Annotated in this window: 12 protein-coding genes; 3 read left to right on the forward strand and 9 right to left on the reverse strand. The window is 54.5% G+C overall.

Going from position 1 to position 19279, the window contains the following annotated elements; translation table 11 throughout:
• Positions 1–123: 123 nt before the first annotated feature.
• From HU143_RS14585 to lrp, 9 genes are all read right to left on the reverse strand, one after another.
• Positions 124–1272, reverse strand: coding sequence for an MFS transporter (locus HU143_RS14585; protein ID WP_023227590.1), 1149 nt, complete (start codon positions 1270–1272; stop codon positions 124–126).
• 349 nt (positions 1273–1621) lie between these two features.
• The gene (locus HU143_RS14590) at positions 1622–2485 is read right to left on the reverse strand and encodes a dimethyl sulfoxide reductase anchor subunit family protein (RefSeq protein ID WP_000534681.1); all 864 of its coding nucleotides are present in this window, start codon (positions 2483–2485) and stop codon (positions 1622–1624) included.
• Position 2486: 1 nt separating this feature from the next.
• Entirely contained in the window at positions 2487–3104 is a 618-nt protein-coding gene (dmsB, locus tag HU143_RS14595; protein ID WP_000213069.1) for a dimethylsulfoxide reductase iron-sulfur subunit DmsB, read from the reverse strand.
• A 10-nt stretch (positions 3105–3114) separates the two neighbouring features.
• On the reverse strand, positions 3115–5559 hold the full coding sequence (dmsA, locus tag HU143_RS14600; protein WP_000850262.1) for a dimethylsulfoxide reductase subunit A: 2445 nt from the start codon (positions 5557–5559) through the stop codon (positions 3115–3117).
• Positions 5560–5796: 237 nt separating this feature from the next.
• Positions 5797–7089 (reverse strand): serine--tRNA ligase, encoded by a 1293-nt coding sequence (gene serS, locus HU143_RS14605; protein WP_000886697.1) that lies wholly within the window; start codon positions 7087–7089, stop codon positions 5797–5799.
• Between the two features lie 258 nt (positions 7090–7347).
• A complete protein-coding gene (gene rarA / locus HU143_RS14610; protein ID WP_023227591.1) occupies positions 7348–8691 on the reverse strand; it encodes a replication-associated recombination protein RarA in 1344 nt (447 codons plus the stop codon).
• 9 nt (positions 8692–8700) lie between these two features.
• Complete coding sequence (gene lolA, locus HU143_RS14615; protein ID WP_001519746.1) at positions 8701–9312, reverse strand: outer membrane lipoprotein chaperone LolA; 612 nt, start codon at positions 9310–9312, stop codon at positions 8701–8703.
• 142 nt (positions 9313–9454) lie between these two features.
• Complete coding sequence (gene ftsK, locus HU143_RS14620) at positions 9455–13525, reverse strand: DNA translocase FtsK (RefSeq protein ID WP_053505571.1); 4071 nt, start codon at positions 13523–13525, stop codon at positions 9455–9457.
• A gap of 134 nt (positions 13526–13659) precedes the next feature.
• A complete protein-coding gene (gene lrp, locus HU143_RS14625; protein ID WP_000228469.1) occupies positions 13660–14154 on the reverse strand; it encodes a leucine-responsive transcriptional regulator Lrp in 495 nt (164 codons plus the stop codon).
• Positions 14155–14700: 546 nt separating this feature from the next.
• On the opposite strand from lrp, the gene trxB reads away from it, so the two are divergent.
• From trxB to cydC, 3 genes are all read left to right on the forward strand, one after another.
• A complete protein-coding gene (trxB, locus tag HU143_RS14630) occupies positions 14701–15669 on the forward strand; it encodes a thioredoxin-disulfide reductase (RefSeq protein WP_000537407.1) in 969 nt (322 codons plus the stop codon).
• Positions 15670–15782: 113 nt separating this feature from the next.
• Complete coding sequence (gene cydD, locus HU143_RS14635) at positions 15783–17549, forward strand: heme ABC transporter permease/ATP-binding protein CydD (RefSeq protein WP_023227173.1); 1767 nt, start codon at positions 15783–15785, stop codon at positions 17547–17549.
• Positions 17550–19271, forward strand: coding sequence for a heme ABC transporter ATP-binding protein/permease CydC (gene cydC / locus HU143_RS14640; RefSeq protein ID WP_023227174.1), 1722 nt, complete (start codon positions 17550–17552; stop codon positions 19269–19271).
• Positions 19272–19279: the final 8 nt, after the last annotated feature.

Below are 19279 nucleotides of genomic sequence, written 5' to 3' on the forward strand. Positions count from 1 at the left end.
TTATAACCTTCGGCACATTTTATTTTTCAGTAAAGCAAGAAAATTATGCAGGTCAATTATTTTACGTAAAACATAAACAAAGAGTATGCAAGACTCACGTCCTGCATACGATTCAGAGAACAGTTAGATGTGGGCGACAGGATTGGGCGTTTGGCCGGCGTTACGTAACAGCATCAGCAGATAAATAAACGATACGCTGGCGATCATAATAAACAGCAGATTATCTGAATAATTCTGCATTAACATCGCAGCAAAAGACGGCCCCAACAGGCTCCCTACCGTATAACTTAACAACAGCGCCTGGTTCATTGCCACAAGCTGGTGGTGTTCGACTTTTTCACAGGCCCAGGCCATTGCAACGGGATAAAGCGTAAAACCCGCCGCCCCCAGAATAAACAGAGCTGGCGCCATCGCCGCCTGGGTTAACATGGCAATACTACCGAGTATGACAACGAATACCTGTACGCGTAACACCAGCAAGCGACCAAATTTGTCCGCCAGACGTCCCATTGGCCATTGCCCCAAAATGCCGGCACTCACCAGCACCGCCATCCAGAAACCGATGCTGGCGTTAGCCATCCCCTGATGCTTCAGATATAACGGCATCAGACCATATAATGAACCAAGAACAATGCCGGAAATAATACAACCATTCACGCCAAGACGCGCCTGGCGTAGCTTCAGCATGGCGCTAATAGAAGAGGAATGACGTGCCTGCGTTTGCTGATTTACAATTCGGGTAAAGAGTAGCGGCAGAATTCCCGCCAGAATCATTCCGGTCACCCAGGGAAGGACGTGCAGCAATTCACCAGATACTTTACTGACCAATAATTGTCCAAGGAAGGTCCCCATGTAATAGACCATCATATAGGCAGCAAGCAGGCGCCCGCGATTATGCGAGGTTCCGCTGCACATCAACGCGCTTTCGACAACCACCCAAATCATAGCGCAGCCGATACCGGCAATAAAACGCCAGCTCATCCAGCTCCAGAACCCCACCATCACCCCCAACCCGACACAACCCGCGGCGAAGATCAGCGAGGCAAGATAATAGCTACGGTTAAACCCAATGCGTCTAATTAAATACCCGGTAAATAACGTCCCGACCAGATTGCCGGTAAAATAAGACGAGCTGACCATCCCCACCTGCCAGGTAGGAAGGTTTGCCTGAGCAAGCCACAGCGGCACAAGCGTATTCAGTACCGCAATGGCCAGGGTCAACAAAAGTAGCCCGCACAGCAAAAGCATGACGGGACGGGTATAGGTGGACATGAATAAAAACCGTGAGGAAGTTCAAATTTCATGCGCATCATGCCATCGCCAAAAACATTGTCAATCGGCTCCGCATGGGCGATTCGCAAGTTTTGAGACTATCGATTTGATTTACTTATTCTGCACGTGAATATATTGAAAGGCTAAAAATTCATCCCCTTGTTTTTATTGATCTAACCCGCAAAATCGGCGTTTTGTTCAGTCGAAAAATTTCATGGTTCCTTTAGCTTCGTTTTCTTCTCTATGGATTTATATGCGCCTTCTCCACCCCGGTTATATTCCTTAGATTGATGGTGGCTAAAGGCGCATTCGGCCTGCACGTTCTGCAGGCCGAATGCGCGTCAACGCGTTAGCTGGCTACCGCCATGCCCACGGTCATATGCAGCCCATAGAATACGCCGCGGCCAATCAATTCCCCCGCCAGCATCAGAATGAAGGCGACAGAGAGCAACGGTACCGCAGGTTGATACCCTTTTAACTGTGGCACAATCCAGCAGCACAACGCCGCCGCAAGCAGCACCATACGCCAGGCCATCAGCGAACCATAATCCGGTACCAGAGCAGACGCCTGCTGAATGGAACTGTGAATCGTCGCCAGTTCCGCGCCCTGCATGGCCACCATAATGGCAATAACCACCAGCGCCAGCACCGACACCGCCGGCAACAGACGCATCGCCCAACCGTTCACGCCCGCGATGCGCAGCAGCAGATAACCCAGTAGCGGGCCACCCATAAAGAGCGTCAGGAAGAAGCCCAGCGGCGTCCAGACGCTATACCAGGTCGGTACTGTATCGATGCTGTTATAGACGCGTACCATCATCCAGACGAAGACGACGCCCAGTACCATCGTGATAATCAGCCAGAGTGTGCGCAGTGCCGGCGGCAGCTTTTTCAGTACCGCCAGCAGCCAGCCAATCCCGCCGACCGCAAAAAACACCGAGCCGCTGGCAATTTCATTGCTCAGTGCGGAAGCACCCACGCGGTTAAGCGAGTTAAACGCGCGCATCGGCGAGCCCAGATGCAGCATCGAGGCGATAAAGCCAATCCCCATCAGCACCCACAGACCAAACATACAGGCGATCACCCGCTGCTGCGTTTCCGCGCGCAGGTCGCCCTTCATCAGCGCCAGAGCCAGAACAATAAAACCACCGGCCACGCACTGACCAAAGACCGTGAAGATCATCAACGGCCATTCATGCCATCCACTTCCCATCTTATACCTCCTTCGGATTGGCCAGATAACCGGTGGTGTCCCCGGTCGGGCGGCTGTTGGCGTTGGGTTTAATCACAATATTCGGCTTCGTGAAATGCGCGCGCGGCAACGGCGCGACGGCAGCCAGCTCACCGTGTTTTTTGCGCAGTTCGTCTATCGGGCCGAAATCCAGCGCCCGCAGCGGGCAGGATTCGACGCAGATCGGCTTTTTGCCTTCCGCCACCCGGTCATAACAGCCGTCGCACTTGGTCATATGACCTTTGGCCGCGTTGTACTGCGGCGCGCCGTACGGGCAGGCCATGTGGCAGTAGCGGCAGCCGATACAGACCTCTTCGTTCACCACCACAAAACCGTCATCGCGCTTGTGCATCGCGCCGCTCGGACAGACTTTGGTACAGGCCGGGTCTTCGCAGTGGTTACAGGAGATGGAGAGATAGTAGGCAAAGACGTTCTGGTGCCAGACGCCGTTATCTTCCTGCCAGTCACCGCCCGCATACTCATAAATGCGGCGGAAGCTGACATCCGGGGTCAAATCTTTGTAGTCCTTGCAGGCCAGTTCGCAGGTTTTGCAACCGGTGCAACGGCTGGAATCAATAAAAAATCCATACTGGGTTGTCATCGGTTACTCCTTACGCCTTTTCAACCTGAACGAGGTTCGTATGTGACGGGTTCCCCTTCGCCAGCGGAGAAGGACGTTGGGTCGTCAGTACGTTAATACATCCGCCCTGATCCACGCGTTTTGCATCCGGGTCATACCATGCGCCTTCTCCCAGAGCGACCACGCCCGGCATCATGCGCGGCGTCACTTTAGCCTCGATATGAACTTCGCCGCGATCGTTGAAGATGCGGACTTTATCGCCATTGTTGATACCGCGTTTCTGCGCATCCATTGGGTTAATCCACATTTCCTGGCGACAGGCGGCTTTCAGTACGTCTACGTTGCCATAAGTGGAATGCACACGCGCTTTATAGTGGAAACCCGTCAACTGCAGCGGGAATTTATCCGTTAGCGGATCGTTATAGTTTTCAAAACCTGGCGTGTAGATCGGTAATGGATCGATCACGTCGCCTTCCGGCAGCTCCCAGGTAGCGGCGATATCCGCCAACGCCTGTGAATAGATTTCAATCTTGCCCGATGGCGTTGTAAGTGGATTCGCTTGCGGATCTTCGCGGAAGTCTTTATAGGCGACATGGTGGCCTTCGGGGTCGCGCTGTTTGAAGATGCCTTGCTTACGGAACTCCTCAAAGGTGGGCAGATTCGGAATGGATTTACGCGACTGTTCGTACAGATGACGCATCCACTCTTCTTGCGTCCGTCCTTCGGTAAACTGTTGTTCCACGCCAAGACGTTTCGCCAGTTCGCTGGTCATCTCATAAATCGTCTTACACTCGAAGCGCGGTTTAATTGCCTGGTCAGTGAAGATAACGTAAGACATGTTCCCGCAGGAGGCATCCAGCGCAAAGTCCATCTGCTCAGAAGCAGTGCAATCCGGTAACAGAATATCGGCGTATTTTGCCGACGAGGTCATATGACAGTCGATAACGACGATCATTTCGCATTTCTTGTCATCCTGCAGGATTTCGTGGGTGCGGTTAATCTCAGAGTGCTGGTTAATCAAACAGTTGCCAGCATAGTTCCAGATCATTTTAATCGGCACGTCCAGCTTATCTTTCCCCCGCACGCCATCACGCAGCGCCGTCATTTCCGGGCCGCGTTCAATGGCATCGGTCCACATAAACATGGAGATGCTGGTTTCAACCGGGTTTTCTAACGTGGGCATACGTTCAAATGGCAGGGCATAAGACCCTTCGCGCGCGCCGCTGTTACCTCCGTTAATCCCAACATTACCCGTCAGGATCGCCAGCATCGAGATGGCGCGCGTGGCGATTTCTCCATTAGCATGACGTTGTGGTCCCCATCCCTGGCAAATATAGGCGGGTTTAGCGCTGCCGATTTCTCGCGCCAGCTTAATAATGCGATCCGCCGGGATACCGGTAATTTGCGCCGCCCACTCCGGCGTCTTCGCGATACCGTCTTTACCCTGGCCCAGAATATAGGCTTTGTAGTGACCGTTTTTCGGCGCGCTGGCAGGCAAGGTTTTTTCGTCATAACCGACGCAATATTTATCCAGGAACGGCTGATCGACCATGTTCTCGGTGATTAAGACATATGCCAGACCATTGACCAGCGCCGCATCGGTACCTGGACGAATCGGAATCCACTCATCTTCGCGACCAGCGCCAGTGTCGGTGTAACGAGGGTCGATAATGATCATCCGCGCGTTTGATTTCTGCCGCGCCTGTTCAAGATAATAGGTTACACCGCCCCCGCTCATGCGGGTTTCGCCAGGGTTATTACCAAACAACACCACCAGCTTACTGTTTTCAATGTCGGATGGACTATTGCCATCCGCCCAGCCGCCATAGGTGTAATTCAGACCCGCTGCGATTTGCGCGGAAGAGTAATCACCGTAGTGGTTCAGATAACCGCCACAGCAGTTCATCAGACGAGCGACCAGCGTTTTTCCTGGCGGCCATGAACGTGTCAAAGTGCCGCCCAGCGTACCCGTGCCATAGTTCAGATAAATGGACTCGTTGCCATACTCTTTGATAAGACGCTGCATATTGGTGGCAATGATATCGTAGGCTTCGTCCCAGCTAATACGCTCAAATTTACCTTCGCCGCGCGCGCCGACGCGCTTCATCGGATACTTGAGCCGATCCGGGTTATAGACGCGACGACGCATAGAACGACCGCGCAGGCAGGCGCGAACCTGATGCAAGCCATCGTAATCATCGTTTCCGGTATTATCCGTTTCTACATATTTGATTTCGCCATCCACAACATGCATACGTAGCGGACAACGGCTGCCACAGTTTACCGTACAGGCGCTCCAGACGACTTTCTCGTCGGTTTTCGTCGGGCTTATCGCCTCTGCGGCGTTAGCGATGCGGGTAAATGGCAGGGTAAATGCGCTACTGGCCATCGCCAGGCCGCCTATCGCGGTGGTTTTGACTAAACCACGACGGCTCACCTCGGCTGCCAGCACGGCATCAGGGATCTTAGTTTTCATAAGGGCTCACTCTGCTGCTCACAATAAAAAAAACAATAAAACGATGTATAGAATTTTATATAGCGATAGCATCGCTATAAAGTCTGATATATATCGAAAAAGTAGAAAAATAGTGTTAAAAACTGACCTTCATTCGAAATCAGTATTACCCCTAATAGGGTAGGGATTATTGTCCGGTATCAAACTGGCATAAAAAAAGCGCCCGAAGGCGCTTTTTAGAAGAGGAGAAAGCGAGGATTAGCCGATATATTCCAGTCCGTTCATGTACGGACGTAATACTTCCGGCACTTCAATGCGGCCATCAGCCTGCTGATAGTTTTCCATCACGGCCACCAGGGTACGACCTACCGCCAGACCAGAACCATTCAGGGTATGGACCAGACGGGTCTTTTTGTCGGACTTGCTGCGACAGCGTGCCTGCATACGACGCGCCTGGAAGTCCCAGACGTTAGAGCAGGAAGAGATCTCGCGGTAGGTATTCTGCGCCGGAACCCAGACTTCGAGGTCATAGGTTTTGCAGGCGCCGAAGCCCATATCGCCAGTGCACAGAATGATTTTACGGTACGGCAGTCCCAGTAGCTGGAGCACTTTTTCCGCGTGGCCGGTCATCTCTTCCAACGCAGCCATAGAATCTTCCGGGCGAACGATCTGCACCATCTCAACTTTGTCAAACTGATGCATACGAATCAGGCCACGGGTATCACGACCATAAGAACCTGCTTCAGAACGGAAACAAGGCGTATGCGCCGTCATTTTAATCGGCAGCTGATCTTCGTCGATGATTTCATCGCGTACCAGATTGGTCAGCGGAACCTCCGCCGTCGGGATCAAAGCATAATTGCTGCTGTCTGCTTCTTCTTCCAGCGGACGGGTATGGAACAAGTCGCCTGCGAATTTCGGCAGTTGACCGGTGCCATACAGCGTGTCGTGGTTAACCAGATACGGCACGTAGTTTTCGCTATAGCCGTGCTGTTCCGTATGCAGATCCAACATGAACTGCGATAATGCGCGATGCATACGCGCAATCTGTCCTTTCATCACCACAAAACGGGAGCCGGTCAGCTTAACCGCAGCGGCAAAGTCGAGGCCGGAGTGCATTTCCCCTAAGGTGACGTGATCGCGGATTTCAAAATCAAATTCACGCGGGGTACCCCAGCGGCTGACTTCAACGTTGTCGTTTTCATCTTTACCTACAGGCACTTCATCCGCAGGCAGGTTTGGGATGGTCAGCGCGATATCGCGGATCTCCGCCAGCAAGGTATCCAGCTCGGCTTTCGCCGCATCCAGCTCTTCGCCCAGTTTATTCACTTCCAGGCGTAAAGGCTCGATATCTTCCCCGCGCGCTTTCGCCTGGCCGATGGATTTCGATCGAGAATTACGCTCCGCCTGCAGGTTTTCCGTGTTGACCTGCAAAACTTTACGACGCTCTTCAAGAGCGCGCAGCTTATCTACATCCAGCTTAAAGCCCCGGCGTGCCAGTTTTTCAGCGACTGCGTCTGGCTCATTACGCAGCAGATTGGGATCGAGCATGCTTATCCTGTGCTTATCGAATAATAAAAGGAAACGCGATCAATTGATGATCGCCTCTGATTGTATTGATGAACGTAAACCCCGTTTACGTAATAGCGACGTTTTCGCCTTACCTGACCGACGACAGCAACAACGCATCCATTGCGCTATACCCGCGGACCTCATAAGCAACGTGCTATCAGGCATAACGAGGTTCATCATCAACGCCATGATACCTGGAGCATCATATTTAGAGATAACCTTACCGCAACGTTTACACTAGCGGTAGCGTTTTGTGGGGCTATTTTGATCCTGTTCAGCCAGCCAGGCGAGCTTTTCGCCAATCTTGCCTTCCAGACCACGATTTGTCGGATGATAATAGCGCGTTTGCGCGATTTCCGGCGGGAAGTACACTTCACCCGCAGCATAGGCATTGGGCTCATCGTGGGCATAGCGGTACTCCTGGCCATAGCCCATCTCTTTCATCAGTTTGGTTGGCGCATTACGCAGATGGACAGGAACGTCATAATCAGGACGTTCGCGCGCGTCGGCCAGCGCAGCCTTAAAGGCGGTATAGACGGCGTTGCTCTTCGGCGCGCAGGCGAGATAAACGATAGCCTGCGCGATCGCCCTTTCGCCTTCAGCCGGGCCGACGCGGGTGAAACAATCCCACGCGGCAATGGCGACCTGCATCGCGCGCGGATCGGCATTACCCACATCTTCCGAGGCAATCGCCAGGCAGCGACGCGCCACGTACAGCGGATCGCCTCCCGCGGTAATGATACGGGCATACCAATAGAGGGCGGCATCCGGCGCGCTGCCGCGCACTGATTTATGTAAGGCGGAAATAAGATCGTAGAAGCGATCGCCTTTGTTATCAAAACGCGCGCTGCGCTCGCCGGCGATCTCGGTCAACAAGGCGGGCAATAAAACGCGTTTGCCGCTGTCATCCACCTCCGCCATATCGGCCATCATTTCCAGCGTATTTAAGGCGCGCCGCGCGTCGCCATTGACTAGCTCAGCAATCGCTCGCCGTGTCTCATCCGGTAACACGATATCCTGATCGCCGTAACCACGCGTTTTGTCCTGCATCGCCTGGTCCAGTACTTGCTCAATATCGTCAGTAGTCAACGATTTCAGCAGATAGACCCGCGCTCGCGACAATAGCGCCGAGTTCAGCTCAAAAGAGGGATTTTCCGTGGTCGCGCCGATAAAGGTGATAGTGCCATCTTCGATATGCGGTAAAAAGGCGTCCTGCTGGCTTTTGTTAAAGCGATGCACTTCATCGACAAACAGGATGGTACGGCGACCGGCATTACGATTCTGGCGGGCGCGCTCGATAGCTTCACGAATCTCTTTTACCCCAGAAGTGACGGCGGAAATACGCTCGACATCGGCGCTGGCGTAGCGGGCGATCACTTCAGCGAGCGTGGTTTTCCCCGTCCCTGGCGGCCCCCATAAAATCATGGAGTGCAGATGCCCGGCCTCAATAGCGCGAGGCAACGGCTTACCTGCGGCCAGCAAATGCTGCTGGCCGATATACTGCGCTAAATTTTCCGGCCGCATTCGCGCGGCCAGCGGTTGAAACGTATTACCAGAAAAATCGAGCGACAGATTGCTCACTCATCGCCTCTACTTACGTTGGTCGTCTATCGTTACCCCTTGCGGCGGAGTAAACGTAAATTTTGACGGATCAACAGCGCCGTTTTGCTGGGATTTTAGCTGATAGGCGCTACGCTGATCGTCTTGTTCTACGGCGCTAAACTGGTGGATAGTCCCGTCGCGCCCCACATTGATGGTGAACTGTTTCAGATTGCCGTTGCTGGCTTTCGGCGTCAGCACAAAATTATCGCCATCCTGCTTAATATTATACTGCTGCCAGTCGCTGGCCTGGTTGCGGGCAATCAGCATAAACGGTGTATTTCCGGTGGCATCTTTCAACCACGTGGCGGTAGCCTGTTCTACAAACGGGTTATAGAACCATAACGTTTTGCCGTCAGAAACCAGAATACTCTCGTCAGGTTGCGTCATATGCCAGTTGAATAGATTTGGCCGCTTAACCCATAAATCACCCTGTCCCTCCTGCACCGCGGCACCGCTGCCATCGGTGACTTTTTGAGTAAAGGTGGCATGAAAGCTGCTCACTTTATCCAGACGGCTTTTCAGAGAGCTGGCGGCGTCAGCCCATACGCTGCTGGCTACAACGCTTGAAAGTAATGCACAGGCGATTGCCATTTTTTTCATCATTATTCCTCAGGTTTCGACACTCCCGACCAGGAGCTCCTTTTGCTTTCTATTCCAGGCCAAAAATCAGCATGAGGAAAGAAGAAAATACTGAATTTTGTTGCCGGATGGCAGCCTGCACAGCGCCATCCGTCTTACAGGTTTACTCAAAAGGCGGCGGAGCCAGCACTTCACGATTACCGTTATGCCCCTGAGCGCTGACAATACCCTGCGCTTCCATCTGTTCGATAATACGCGCCGCACGGTTATAGCCGATGCGGAACTGACGCTGAACGCCGGAAATGGACGCTTTACGCTTCTGGGTGACGAAATTAACGGCCTGATCGAATAGCGCATCTAATTCTTCGCCGCCGTCAAAACCGCCACCGCCACCTTCGCTTTCGCTGTCGGAGGTAATGCCATCCACATATTGCGGACGACCGCGCGCTTTCCAGTCCTGCACCACCGCATGGACTTCCTGGTCACGCACAAACGCCCCATGGACACGTACGGGCATGGTGGAGTTTGGTCCGGAATAGAGCATGTCCCCCATTCCCAATAGCGACTCAGCGCCACCCTGATCAAGAATGGTGCGGGAGTCGATCTTGCTGGATACGGTAAAAGCGATACGGGTTGGAATGTTGGCTTTAATTAAACCAGTAATCACATCGACCGACGGACGCTGCGTCGCCAGTACCAGGTGAATCCCCGCAGCGCGCGCTTTCTGCGCCAGACGCGCGATCAGCTCTTCAACTTTTTTACCGACGGTCATCATCAGGTCGGCAAATTCATCGACCAGTACCACGATATACGGCAGTTTTTCCAGAACCGGATGCTGAACATCCATACTGTCGCCCGGCTTCCAGTATGGGTCCGGAATCGGACGTCCCATGCGGGCCGCTTCGGCGATTTTCTCGTTATACCCAGCCAGATTACGCACGCCGAGCGCGGACATCAGCTTATAGCGACGCTCCATCTCATTGACGCTCCAGCGTAACGCGTTAGCCGCGTCTTTCATGTCGGTAACAACTTCCGTCAGCAGATGCGGTATACCTTCATAGACCGAAAGTTCTAACATTTTCGGGTCGATCATGATAAAGCGAACGTCTTCCGGCTGCGCTTTATACAGCATACTGAGGATCATGGCGTTAACCCCGACCGACTTACCGGAACCGGTCGTACCGGCCACCAGCAGGTGAGGCATTTTCGCCAGATCCGCCACTACCGGATCGCCCGCGATATCCTTACCTAACACCACGGTAAGCGGCGACGGATTCTCGCGGAATTTGGCGTTATCCAACACTTCGCGCAGATAAACGGTTTGCCGTTTCTTGTTCGGCAATTCCAACCCTACGTAAGGTTTGCCTGGAATGACTTCCACAACGCGTACGGCTACCGTTGACAATGAGCGCGCCAGATCCCGGGAAAGGTTGGAGATACGCGCCGCTTTAACGCCCGGGGCCAGATTGAGTTCAAAGCGAGTAATGACCGGGCCTGGCGAATAGTTCACCACATCAGCTTTAATGCGGAAATCCGCCAGACGCGCTTCAACCAGACGCGCCATTTGTTCCAGCGCAAAGGTATCTACCGGTTCAACTTCGCTCGGCGGCGGCGTCAGAAGATCTAATGAAGGCAGCGGCGTCGTCGGACGCTGCAATGGACGACTGTCGCCGTTACGCATCAACAGCGGGTGGATCAGGCTGTCTTGCGGCGCTGTCGGCTGTTGCGGCTGCTGATACTGCGGCTGCGGCGCTACCGGCTGTTGCGGCTGCTGATACTGTGGCTGCGGCGCTACCGGCTGCTGCGGCTGCTGATACTGTGGCTGCGGCGCTACCGGCTGTTGCGGCTGCTGATACTGCGGCTGCGGCGCTACCGGCTGTTGCGGCTGCTGATACTGCGGCTGCGGCGCTACCGGCTGTTGCGGCTGCTGATACTGCGGCTGCGGCGCTACCGGCTGTTGCGGCTGCTGATACTGCGGCTGCTGATACTGCGGCTGCGGCGCTACCGGCTGCTGCGGCTGCTGGTACTGTGGCTGAGGCTGCGGCGCTACCGGTTGCTGAACAGGCGTTGACTCGGGCATGACACCCGGCGTGAACAGCGGTTCGTGCGGACCTTCATCAACCAATACTTTCATTGGCGAGAAATCCAGATCGTCCAGTGAGAACGGCTGCGCGCCAGCGGGTTGCTCGCCGGAATAGCGCTGCTGTTGCGAAGCGGCAAACTGGCGGGCTAATTCAGCTTCCGCAGCGGTATCGTCATCTTCTGCCTGTTGCGTATCATGCTGATACGTCTCACCATAACGATGCTGCTGCGACTGCGCAAACTGACGGGCTAACTCGTCCTGATGCATTGCATCTATTTCTTCATCGGTTAGCTGCGCGCCCGTCTCGTACTGATTGCGCTCCGCCTCGCGGGCTTTTTCTTCTGCAATCCTCTGTGACGGCAGCTTAATACCGTACGATGCCAGTTCCCGTCGGGTCGGCACGCGAACGCGGTTCGGACGCGGCAGTTGCGGACCAATCCCCTCTTTCACCTGCGGACGCGGCGCGCCGCCGGTAGCCAGACTAAAGGCAGGCGCAGCGGCCGCGGCGCCTGCTGCCAGGGCGCCACTCTTAATACCTACGTCAAGCGACGCGGCGGCGGCTACCGCTTCCACTGGCGGTATGGACGGCGCGACAGATACCGTAGGTTTGACCGGCACGTTCTCTTTTACCGGCTCCGGAATCGGTTGATACCATGCCGCCAGTTGTTCGCGCTCACGGGCGCGTTTCTCTTCCACCTCTTCAAAATAGTAAAGCGGAGGACGGGCAGGTCTGGTCTCTTCTGTGTCAGGTTCAGGCTCGGTGGCAACCGGCTGTTCGATAACCGGCGGCGGCATGTGAGAAGGTTCAGCCGCTATCGGCTCCGGCTGATAAACCGGCGTCGGCTGATGGGTCGGCTCCGGCTGCCATTGCGGCTGTGTTTCCTGCGGCGCAAGAGAGTCATATTCTGCTGCGGTCGCTGGCGTCGCGGCGTATTGCGGCGCGGAAGCGACAGGCACAGGTTGCTGCCACGGCGCACTTTGCGCCTCTTGCGGTTGAGCATATTGCGGATGCGGCTGATACCCCTCCGGCGCAGGCGCGATAACCGGTTCGCCGGTTTGCGGCCCCGGTACGGGCTGCCACTCCACGGTCGGTTGCGCGACAACCGGCTCAGCCCCCGGCATGGGCGGCGTTTGCATTATGGGATCGGCGGACGCTGCCCACGTCTGGGTGACGGCGGTTGCAGCCGCAGCGGCGGCGACCGGTTCGGTGACAGAATGGCCGTTTAACAGCGGATCATATTCATCATATTCCGGCTGCGTCGCACGGTTGCCCGAAAACAGAACGTCGTCGGGATCGGCAGCGACGCCGCGCGCGCTATACTGAATGTCCTCGTCATCATCCATCCGTTTGCCGGAAAAGAGCGCGGCATCGGTCTGACGGCCCCGTGGATTGCTGAATTTTTCAGCCAGTCGCTTACGACGCGCCAACGCGCCGCGCAAAATACGCGCCCGGCGAGATTCACGCTGCACGCCGTCGGTTTCTTCATCGTATTCGTCATCATACTCTTCGTCGTCAACCCACGTATCATCACGCCGGGTACGGTTGCTGGCGAAGGTCAGTATATTAAGCAGCCAGCCGCCTAATTTTTCGGCGATACTGACCCAGGACCAGCCGGTAAAGAGCGTCAGCCCGGCAGCCCAAATACAGAGAAGCATTATCGTTCCGCCGCTACTATGCAACAACGGCTGCAGCGTGGTGCTTAACAGGCTGCCAATTACGCCGCCGGAGGCGAAATACCAGATATCGTCGGCATTAATGGCCGCCAGACCGCAGGAAGTGAGAATCAGCGCCAGCACGCCGATAAGGCGTAGCGACACAGCAAAATAGTCGATGTAATCATCCGTAGACTGATGACGCCACGCAAACCAACACCCGCCGACAATAATGACAGGGATGGTGTAGGCCATTACGCCAAAAATAAAGAACAGTGTATCGGCCAGCCACGCGCCCGGCGCGCCGCCTAAATTATGGATGGGTTCATGCCAGGCGGTTTGCGACCAACTGGGGTCCGAAGGGTTAAAGCTCAACAAGGCCGCCATCAACCAGACGGCAAAAAGGGCAATAAGTATCAACAACGCTTCCAGAAGTCGGCGCCCGCTGCTTAACTTCGTCAATGTGACGTCTTTGTCTTCAGTATATTCCTGGCTCAAAAAAGGCTCTCCAGGTTCCAGGCTTTTCCCGCCCGATGCTAAAACGGACAACAGCACCGGGTTGCCCCGGCACTGTTGCTGTATGGATTAACAGGAGTGTAATCAAACTACAGCGATTTTGCACCTGTTCCGTGTTAGCGTGTCTTAATAACCAGACGATTACTCTGTTTTACCTCTTCCATCACTACGTAAGTTCGGGTGTCGTTCACACCTGGCAAGCGCAGCAACGTCTCTCCCAATAGTTTTCGATACGCTGACATATCCGGTACACGGGTTTTCAACAGGTAGTCGAAATCGCCGGAAACCAAATGACACTCCTGAATCTCTTCAAGCTTTTGCACGGCGGCATTAAACTGTTCAAACACATCCGGCGCGCCGCGATTTAAGGTAATCTCAACGAATACCAGAAGTGACGCATCCAGATAATGCGGGTTCAACAGCGCCGTATAGCCCTGGATAAACCCCTGTCGCTCCAGCCGACGCACACGCTCAAGGCAAGGTGTCGGCGAAAGTCCTACTCGTTTAGAAAGCTCGACGTTGGAAATACGCCCATCCTTTTGCAGTTCATTAAGAATGTTACGATCGATACGGTCGAGATCTTTGCCAGGGCGCTTCTTGCTATCTACCATTATTATTGTCTCTCTGTATTCCTTCCCTACTCCTGCCTGACTCTACTCACATCACTGTTCAGAGTCGCTGCCCATCACGATAGACCGAAACCCAGAGGGATTAACGGCGCGCAATGCCTGGTCTATGGTGAGAAGACCGTTGCCTCGCGGCAGCTATCGACATCACGAATGGCGTCTGTCCACGCCATGCGTAGATTTCACTAGCCCGGTAAACATGGTATTTACATGCATGATTATGCAGCACATACATAACACAGTTTTTTTCTTCCTCGAATGTTTTCGCAAAACAGCAGGTGATTGTCAAAGCAAAACATCGATTTTTAGTACAACATGCCAGTTATTCATTAGAGAGGGCGGTAAACTGCCATTTCGTCACCTTATAAGTTACCGATTTTAATTAAAGTTTGTGATGATAACGCCGCTGTCGCGGTCGTTCATCGGTTCATGCTATTACACATATTGTTAACAAAATCGTTATGCTCTTTTTTTACGTCTGTAAATTCCCTACAATTCTGCTCATTGTCTGCCAACAACTATGGGGATCTCATGGGCACGACCAAACACAGTAAGCTGCTTATTCTGGGCTCAGGACCGGCGGGATATACCGCGGCGGTGTATGCCGCGCGCGCAAATTTACAGCCCGTACTTATTACCGGTATGGAAAAAGGCGGTCAACTGACTACCACGACGGAAGTGGAAAACTGGCCCGGCGATCCAAACGATTTGACCGGCCCGCTGCTGATGGAACGCATGCATGAGCATGCGGCAAAATTTGAAACTGAGATAATCTTTGATCACATCAACAACGTGGATCTGCAAAATCGTCCGTTCCGTCTGACAGGTGACAGCGCAGAGTACACTTGTGATGCGTTGATCATTGCGACCGGCGCTTCCGCGCGCTATCTGGGGCTGCCATCGGAAGAAGCCTTTAAAGGGCGCGGCGTTTCCGCCTGCGCAACCTGCGACGGTTTCTTCTACCGCAATCAGAAAGTGGCGGTGATCGGCGGCGGCAACACCGCGGTTGAAGAAGCGCTTTATCTGTCCAACATCGCTTCGGAAGTGCACCTTATCCATCGCCGTGACGGTTTCCGCGCTGAAAAAATTCTCATTAAGCGTCTGATGGATAAAGTCGAAAATGGCAATATCATCCTGCACACCAACCGGACGCTGGAAGAAGTGACCGGCGATCAGATGGGCGTCACCGGCCTGCGTCTTCGCGACACGCAGCAGAGCGATAATATCGAGACGCTGGACATCGCCGGACTTTTCGTGGCCATCGGTCATAGCCCAAACACGGCGCTCTTCGAAGGCCAGCTTGAGCTGGAAAATGGTTATATCAAAGTTCAGTCCGGCACCCATGGCAACGCCACACAAACCAGCATCCCTGGCGTATTCGCGGCGGGTGACGTCATGGATCATATTTACCGTCAGGCGATCACCTCTGCAGGTACGGGTTGCATGGCAGCGCTGGATGCCGAACGCTATCTCGATGGTCTGGCCGACGCGAGTAAATAGTTTTTACAAATCAGTAACAAAAGTAAAAAAGGCGACTATAAGTCGCCTTTATTTTTGCGTCGTTGTAACATTGCCCTGCCTGAAATTCCAATAACTCACCTGCTAAGCGTGCAATGAATAAAACCCGTCAAAAAGAGCTGACCCGCTGGTTAAAACAGCAAAGCGTAATCTCCCAACGGTGGTTGAATATTTCCCGCCTGTTGGGGTTCATGAGTGGCGTATTAATTGTCGCTCAGGCCTGGATCATGGCGCGTATCCTGCAACATATGATCATGGAGAACATTCCACGGGAAGCGCTGTTGCTCCCTTTTATCCTGCTGATACTGGTCTTTGTCCTCCGCGCCTGGGTGGTGTGGTTGCGCGAGCGCGTCGGTTTTCATGCCGGACAACATATTCGCTTTGAGATCCGCCGTCAGGTGTTGGATCGTCTGCAGCAAGCCGGCCCAGCCTGGATTCAGGGCAAGCCCGCCGGTAGCTGGGCGACGCTGGTATTGGAACAGATTGACGATATGCATGACTATTATGCGCGCTATCTGCCGCAAATGGCGCTTGCCGTTTGCGTACCGCTCTTAATCGTGGCGGCGATTTTCCCGTCAAATTGGGCGGCGGCGCTGATTCTGCTGGGCACCGCCCCGCTCATTCCCCTATTTATGGCGATGGTAGGAATGGGCGCGGCTGACGCCAACCGCCGCAATTTCCTGGCGCTTGCCCGGCTAAGCGGCCATTTTCTTGACCGTCTGCGCGGGATGGAAACGCTGCGAATTTTCGGTCGTGGAGAAGCGGAAACCGAGAGCATTCGCGCAGCATCGCAGGATTTTCGTCAGCGCACGATGGAAGTACTGCGCCTCGCCTTTTTATCTTCCGGCGTGCTGGAATTTTTCACCTCGCTTTCTATTGCGCTGGTCGCCGTTTATTTTGGCTTCTCTTACCTGGGCGAGCTGAACTTTGGTCATTACGGTACCGGTGTGACGCTCGCCGCCGGGTTCCTCGCCTTGATCCTCGCGCCGGAGTTTTTCCAGCCATTACGCGACCTCGGCACGTTTTATCATGCTAAGGCGCAGGCGGTTGGCGCGGCGGATAGTCTGAAGACATTTCTGGAAACACCCCTTGCCCACCCGGCGCGCGGCGAAGTTGAGCTGGCGGAAAACGAACCTGTAACCATTGACGCAGTCAATCTTATTATCACCTCGCCAGAAGGCAAAACGCTTGCCGGGCCGCTGAATTTCTCATTAGCGGCAGGAGAACGCGCCGTCCTGGTAGGACGCAGCGGTTCCGGTAAAAGCTCTCTGTTGAATGTATTATCCGGTTTTCTCTCCTATCAGGGCTCTTTGCGTATTAACGGTGTCGAACTTCGCGATCTCTCGCCGGAATCCTGGCGCCAGCATCTCTCCTGGGTCGGACAAAACCCGCAATTACCTGCGGCGACGCTACGCGAAAATGTATTACTGGCGCGCCCGGACGCCAGCGAGCAGGAACTTTATGCCGCGCTTGACGCCGCATGGGTAAGCGAATTTTTACCGCTGCTGCCGCAGGGAGTAGACACCCCGCTCGGCAATCATGCCAGCAGACTTTCCGTCGGCCAGGCACAGCGTGTAGCGGTCGCCCGCGCGCTACTTAATCCCTGTCAACTGCTACTGCTGGATGAACCGACGGCAAGCCTGGACGCTCACAGCGAGCAACGCGTCATGCAGGCGTTAAAAGCGGCGTCAAAACGCCAGACCACATTAATGGTGACGCATCAGTTGGAAGATCTCGCCGACTGGGACGCTATCTGGGTTATGCAAGATGGCGCGATTGTCGAACAAGGCAGTTATGCTGAACTCAGCGCCGCCAACGGCGCTTTTGCGACGTTATTGGCTCACCGTCAGGAGGATATTTAAATGCGCGCGCTACTCCCTTATCTGACGCTTTATAAACGCCACAAATGGATGCTAACGCTGGGAATTGCGCTGGCAATCCTGACCCTGCTTGCCAGTATCGGGCTGCTGACGCTTTCCGGCTGGTTCCTGTCCGCGTCCGCTATCGCAGGCTTCGCGGGAATTTACAGTTTTAACTATATGCTCCCGGCAGCCGGCGTGCGCGGCGCGGCCATTACCCGTACCGCCGGTCGTTATTTTGAACGTCTGGTAAGTCATGACGCCACGTTCCGCGTACTGCAACATCTGCGTATTTATACCTTTAGCAAACTTCTACCACTCTCCCCCGCGGGTCTGGCACGTTATCAGCAAGGTGAACTGCTGAACCGCATCGTTGCCGACGTCGACACGCTGGACCATCTCTATTTGCGCGTCATCTCCCCGCTGGTCGGCGCTTTTGTAGTGATTATGATTGTCACCCTGGGGCTTAGCGTTCTCGACGTGACGCTGGCGATCACGCTGGGCGGCATTATGCTGTTGACGCTGTTTATTATGCCGCCGATGTTTTATCGCGCCGGCAAAAATACCGGCCAAAATCTGACGCATCTACGCGGTCAGTATCGCCAGCAGCTCACGTCATGGTTACAGGGCCAGGCGGAACTCACCATTTTTGGCGCCAGCAAACGCTATCGGGCGCAAATGGAAGCCACCGAATTACAATGGCATGAGGCCCAACGCCGACAGTCTGAACTCACCGCCTTATCGCAGGCGTTAATGCTGCTGATTGGCGCGCTGGCGGTGATGTTAATGTTGTGGATAGCCTCCGGCGGCGTTGGCGGCAATACGCAGCCCGGCGCGCTCATCGCGCTGTTTGTCTTCTGCGCGCTGGCGGCTTTCGAGGCGCTTGCGCCCGTTACCGGCGCATTCCAGCATCTGGGGCAGGTTATCGCCTCTGCGCTTCGTATCACTGAATTAACGGAGCAAAAACCGGAGGTGACCTTTCCGCAGGCAGAAACTCCCGCGCCGGAAAAGGTCACACTCACCCTGCGGGACGTTTCGTTTCGTTATCCCGACCAGCCGATTAATGCGCTCAATGCCCTCTCATTACAGGCTAATCCTGGCGAGCATGTCGCTATTCTGGGGCGTACCGGCTGCGGAAAATCAACGCTGTTGCAGCTACTCACCCGCGCCTGGGACCCGCAACAAGGCGAAATTCTGCTCAACGATCTTCCGCTATCCTCGCTGAGCGAGTCCGCCTTACGCCGGACTATCAGCGTGGTGCCCCAGCGTGTCCACCTGTTCAGCGCCACGCTGCGTGATAATTTATTACTGGCGGCGCCCAATGCCAGCGACGAAGCCCTTTCCGACATGCTGCGTCGCGTCGGCCTCGAAAATCTGCTCGAAGATAGTGGGCTTAATAGCTGGCTCGGCGAAGGCGGTCGCCTGCTATCCGGCGGCGAACTTCGTCGTCTGGCCATCGCCCGCGCGCTGTTGCATGATGCTCCGTTAATGCTGTTGGATGAGCCCACTGAGGGGCTGGATGCGACCACCGAGAGCGAAATGCTGGAATTACTTGCCGATGTGATGCGCGAGAAAACCATCCTGATGGTGACGCACCGTTTGCGCGGCCTGGCCCGTTTTGATCAAATCATCGTAATGGACGACGGGCGCATCATTGAGCAAGGCACTCATGCAGAATTGTTAGCCGGACAAGGGCGCTATTATCAGTTTAAACAACGTCTGTAAGCTATTAT

It is taken from the genome of Salmonella sp. SJTUF14076, from assembly GCF_015534835.1.
GTDB classification, from domain to species: Bacteria; Pseudomonadota; Gammaproteobacteria; order Enterobacterales; family Enterobacteriaceae; genus Salmonella; species Salmonella enterica.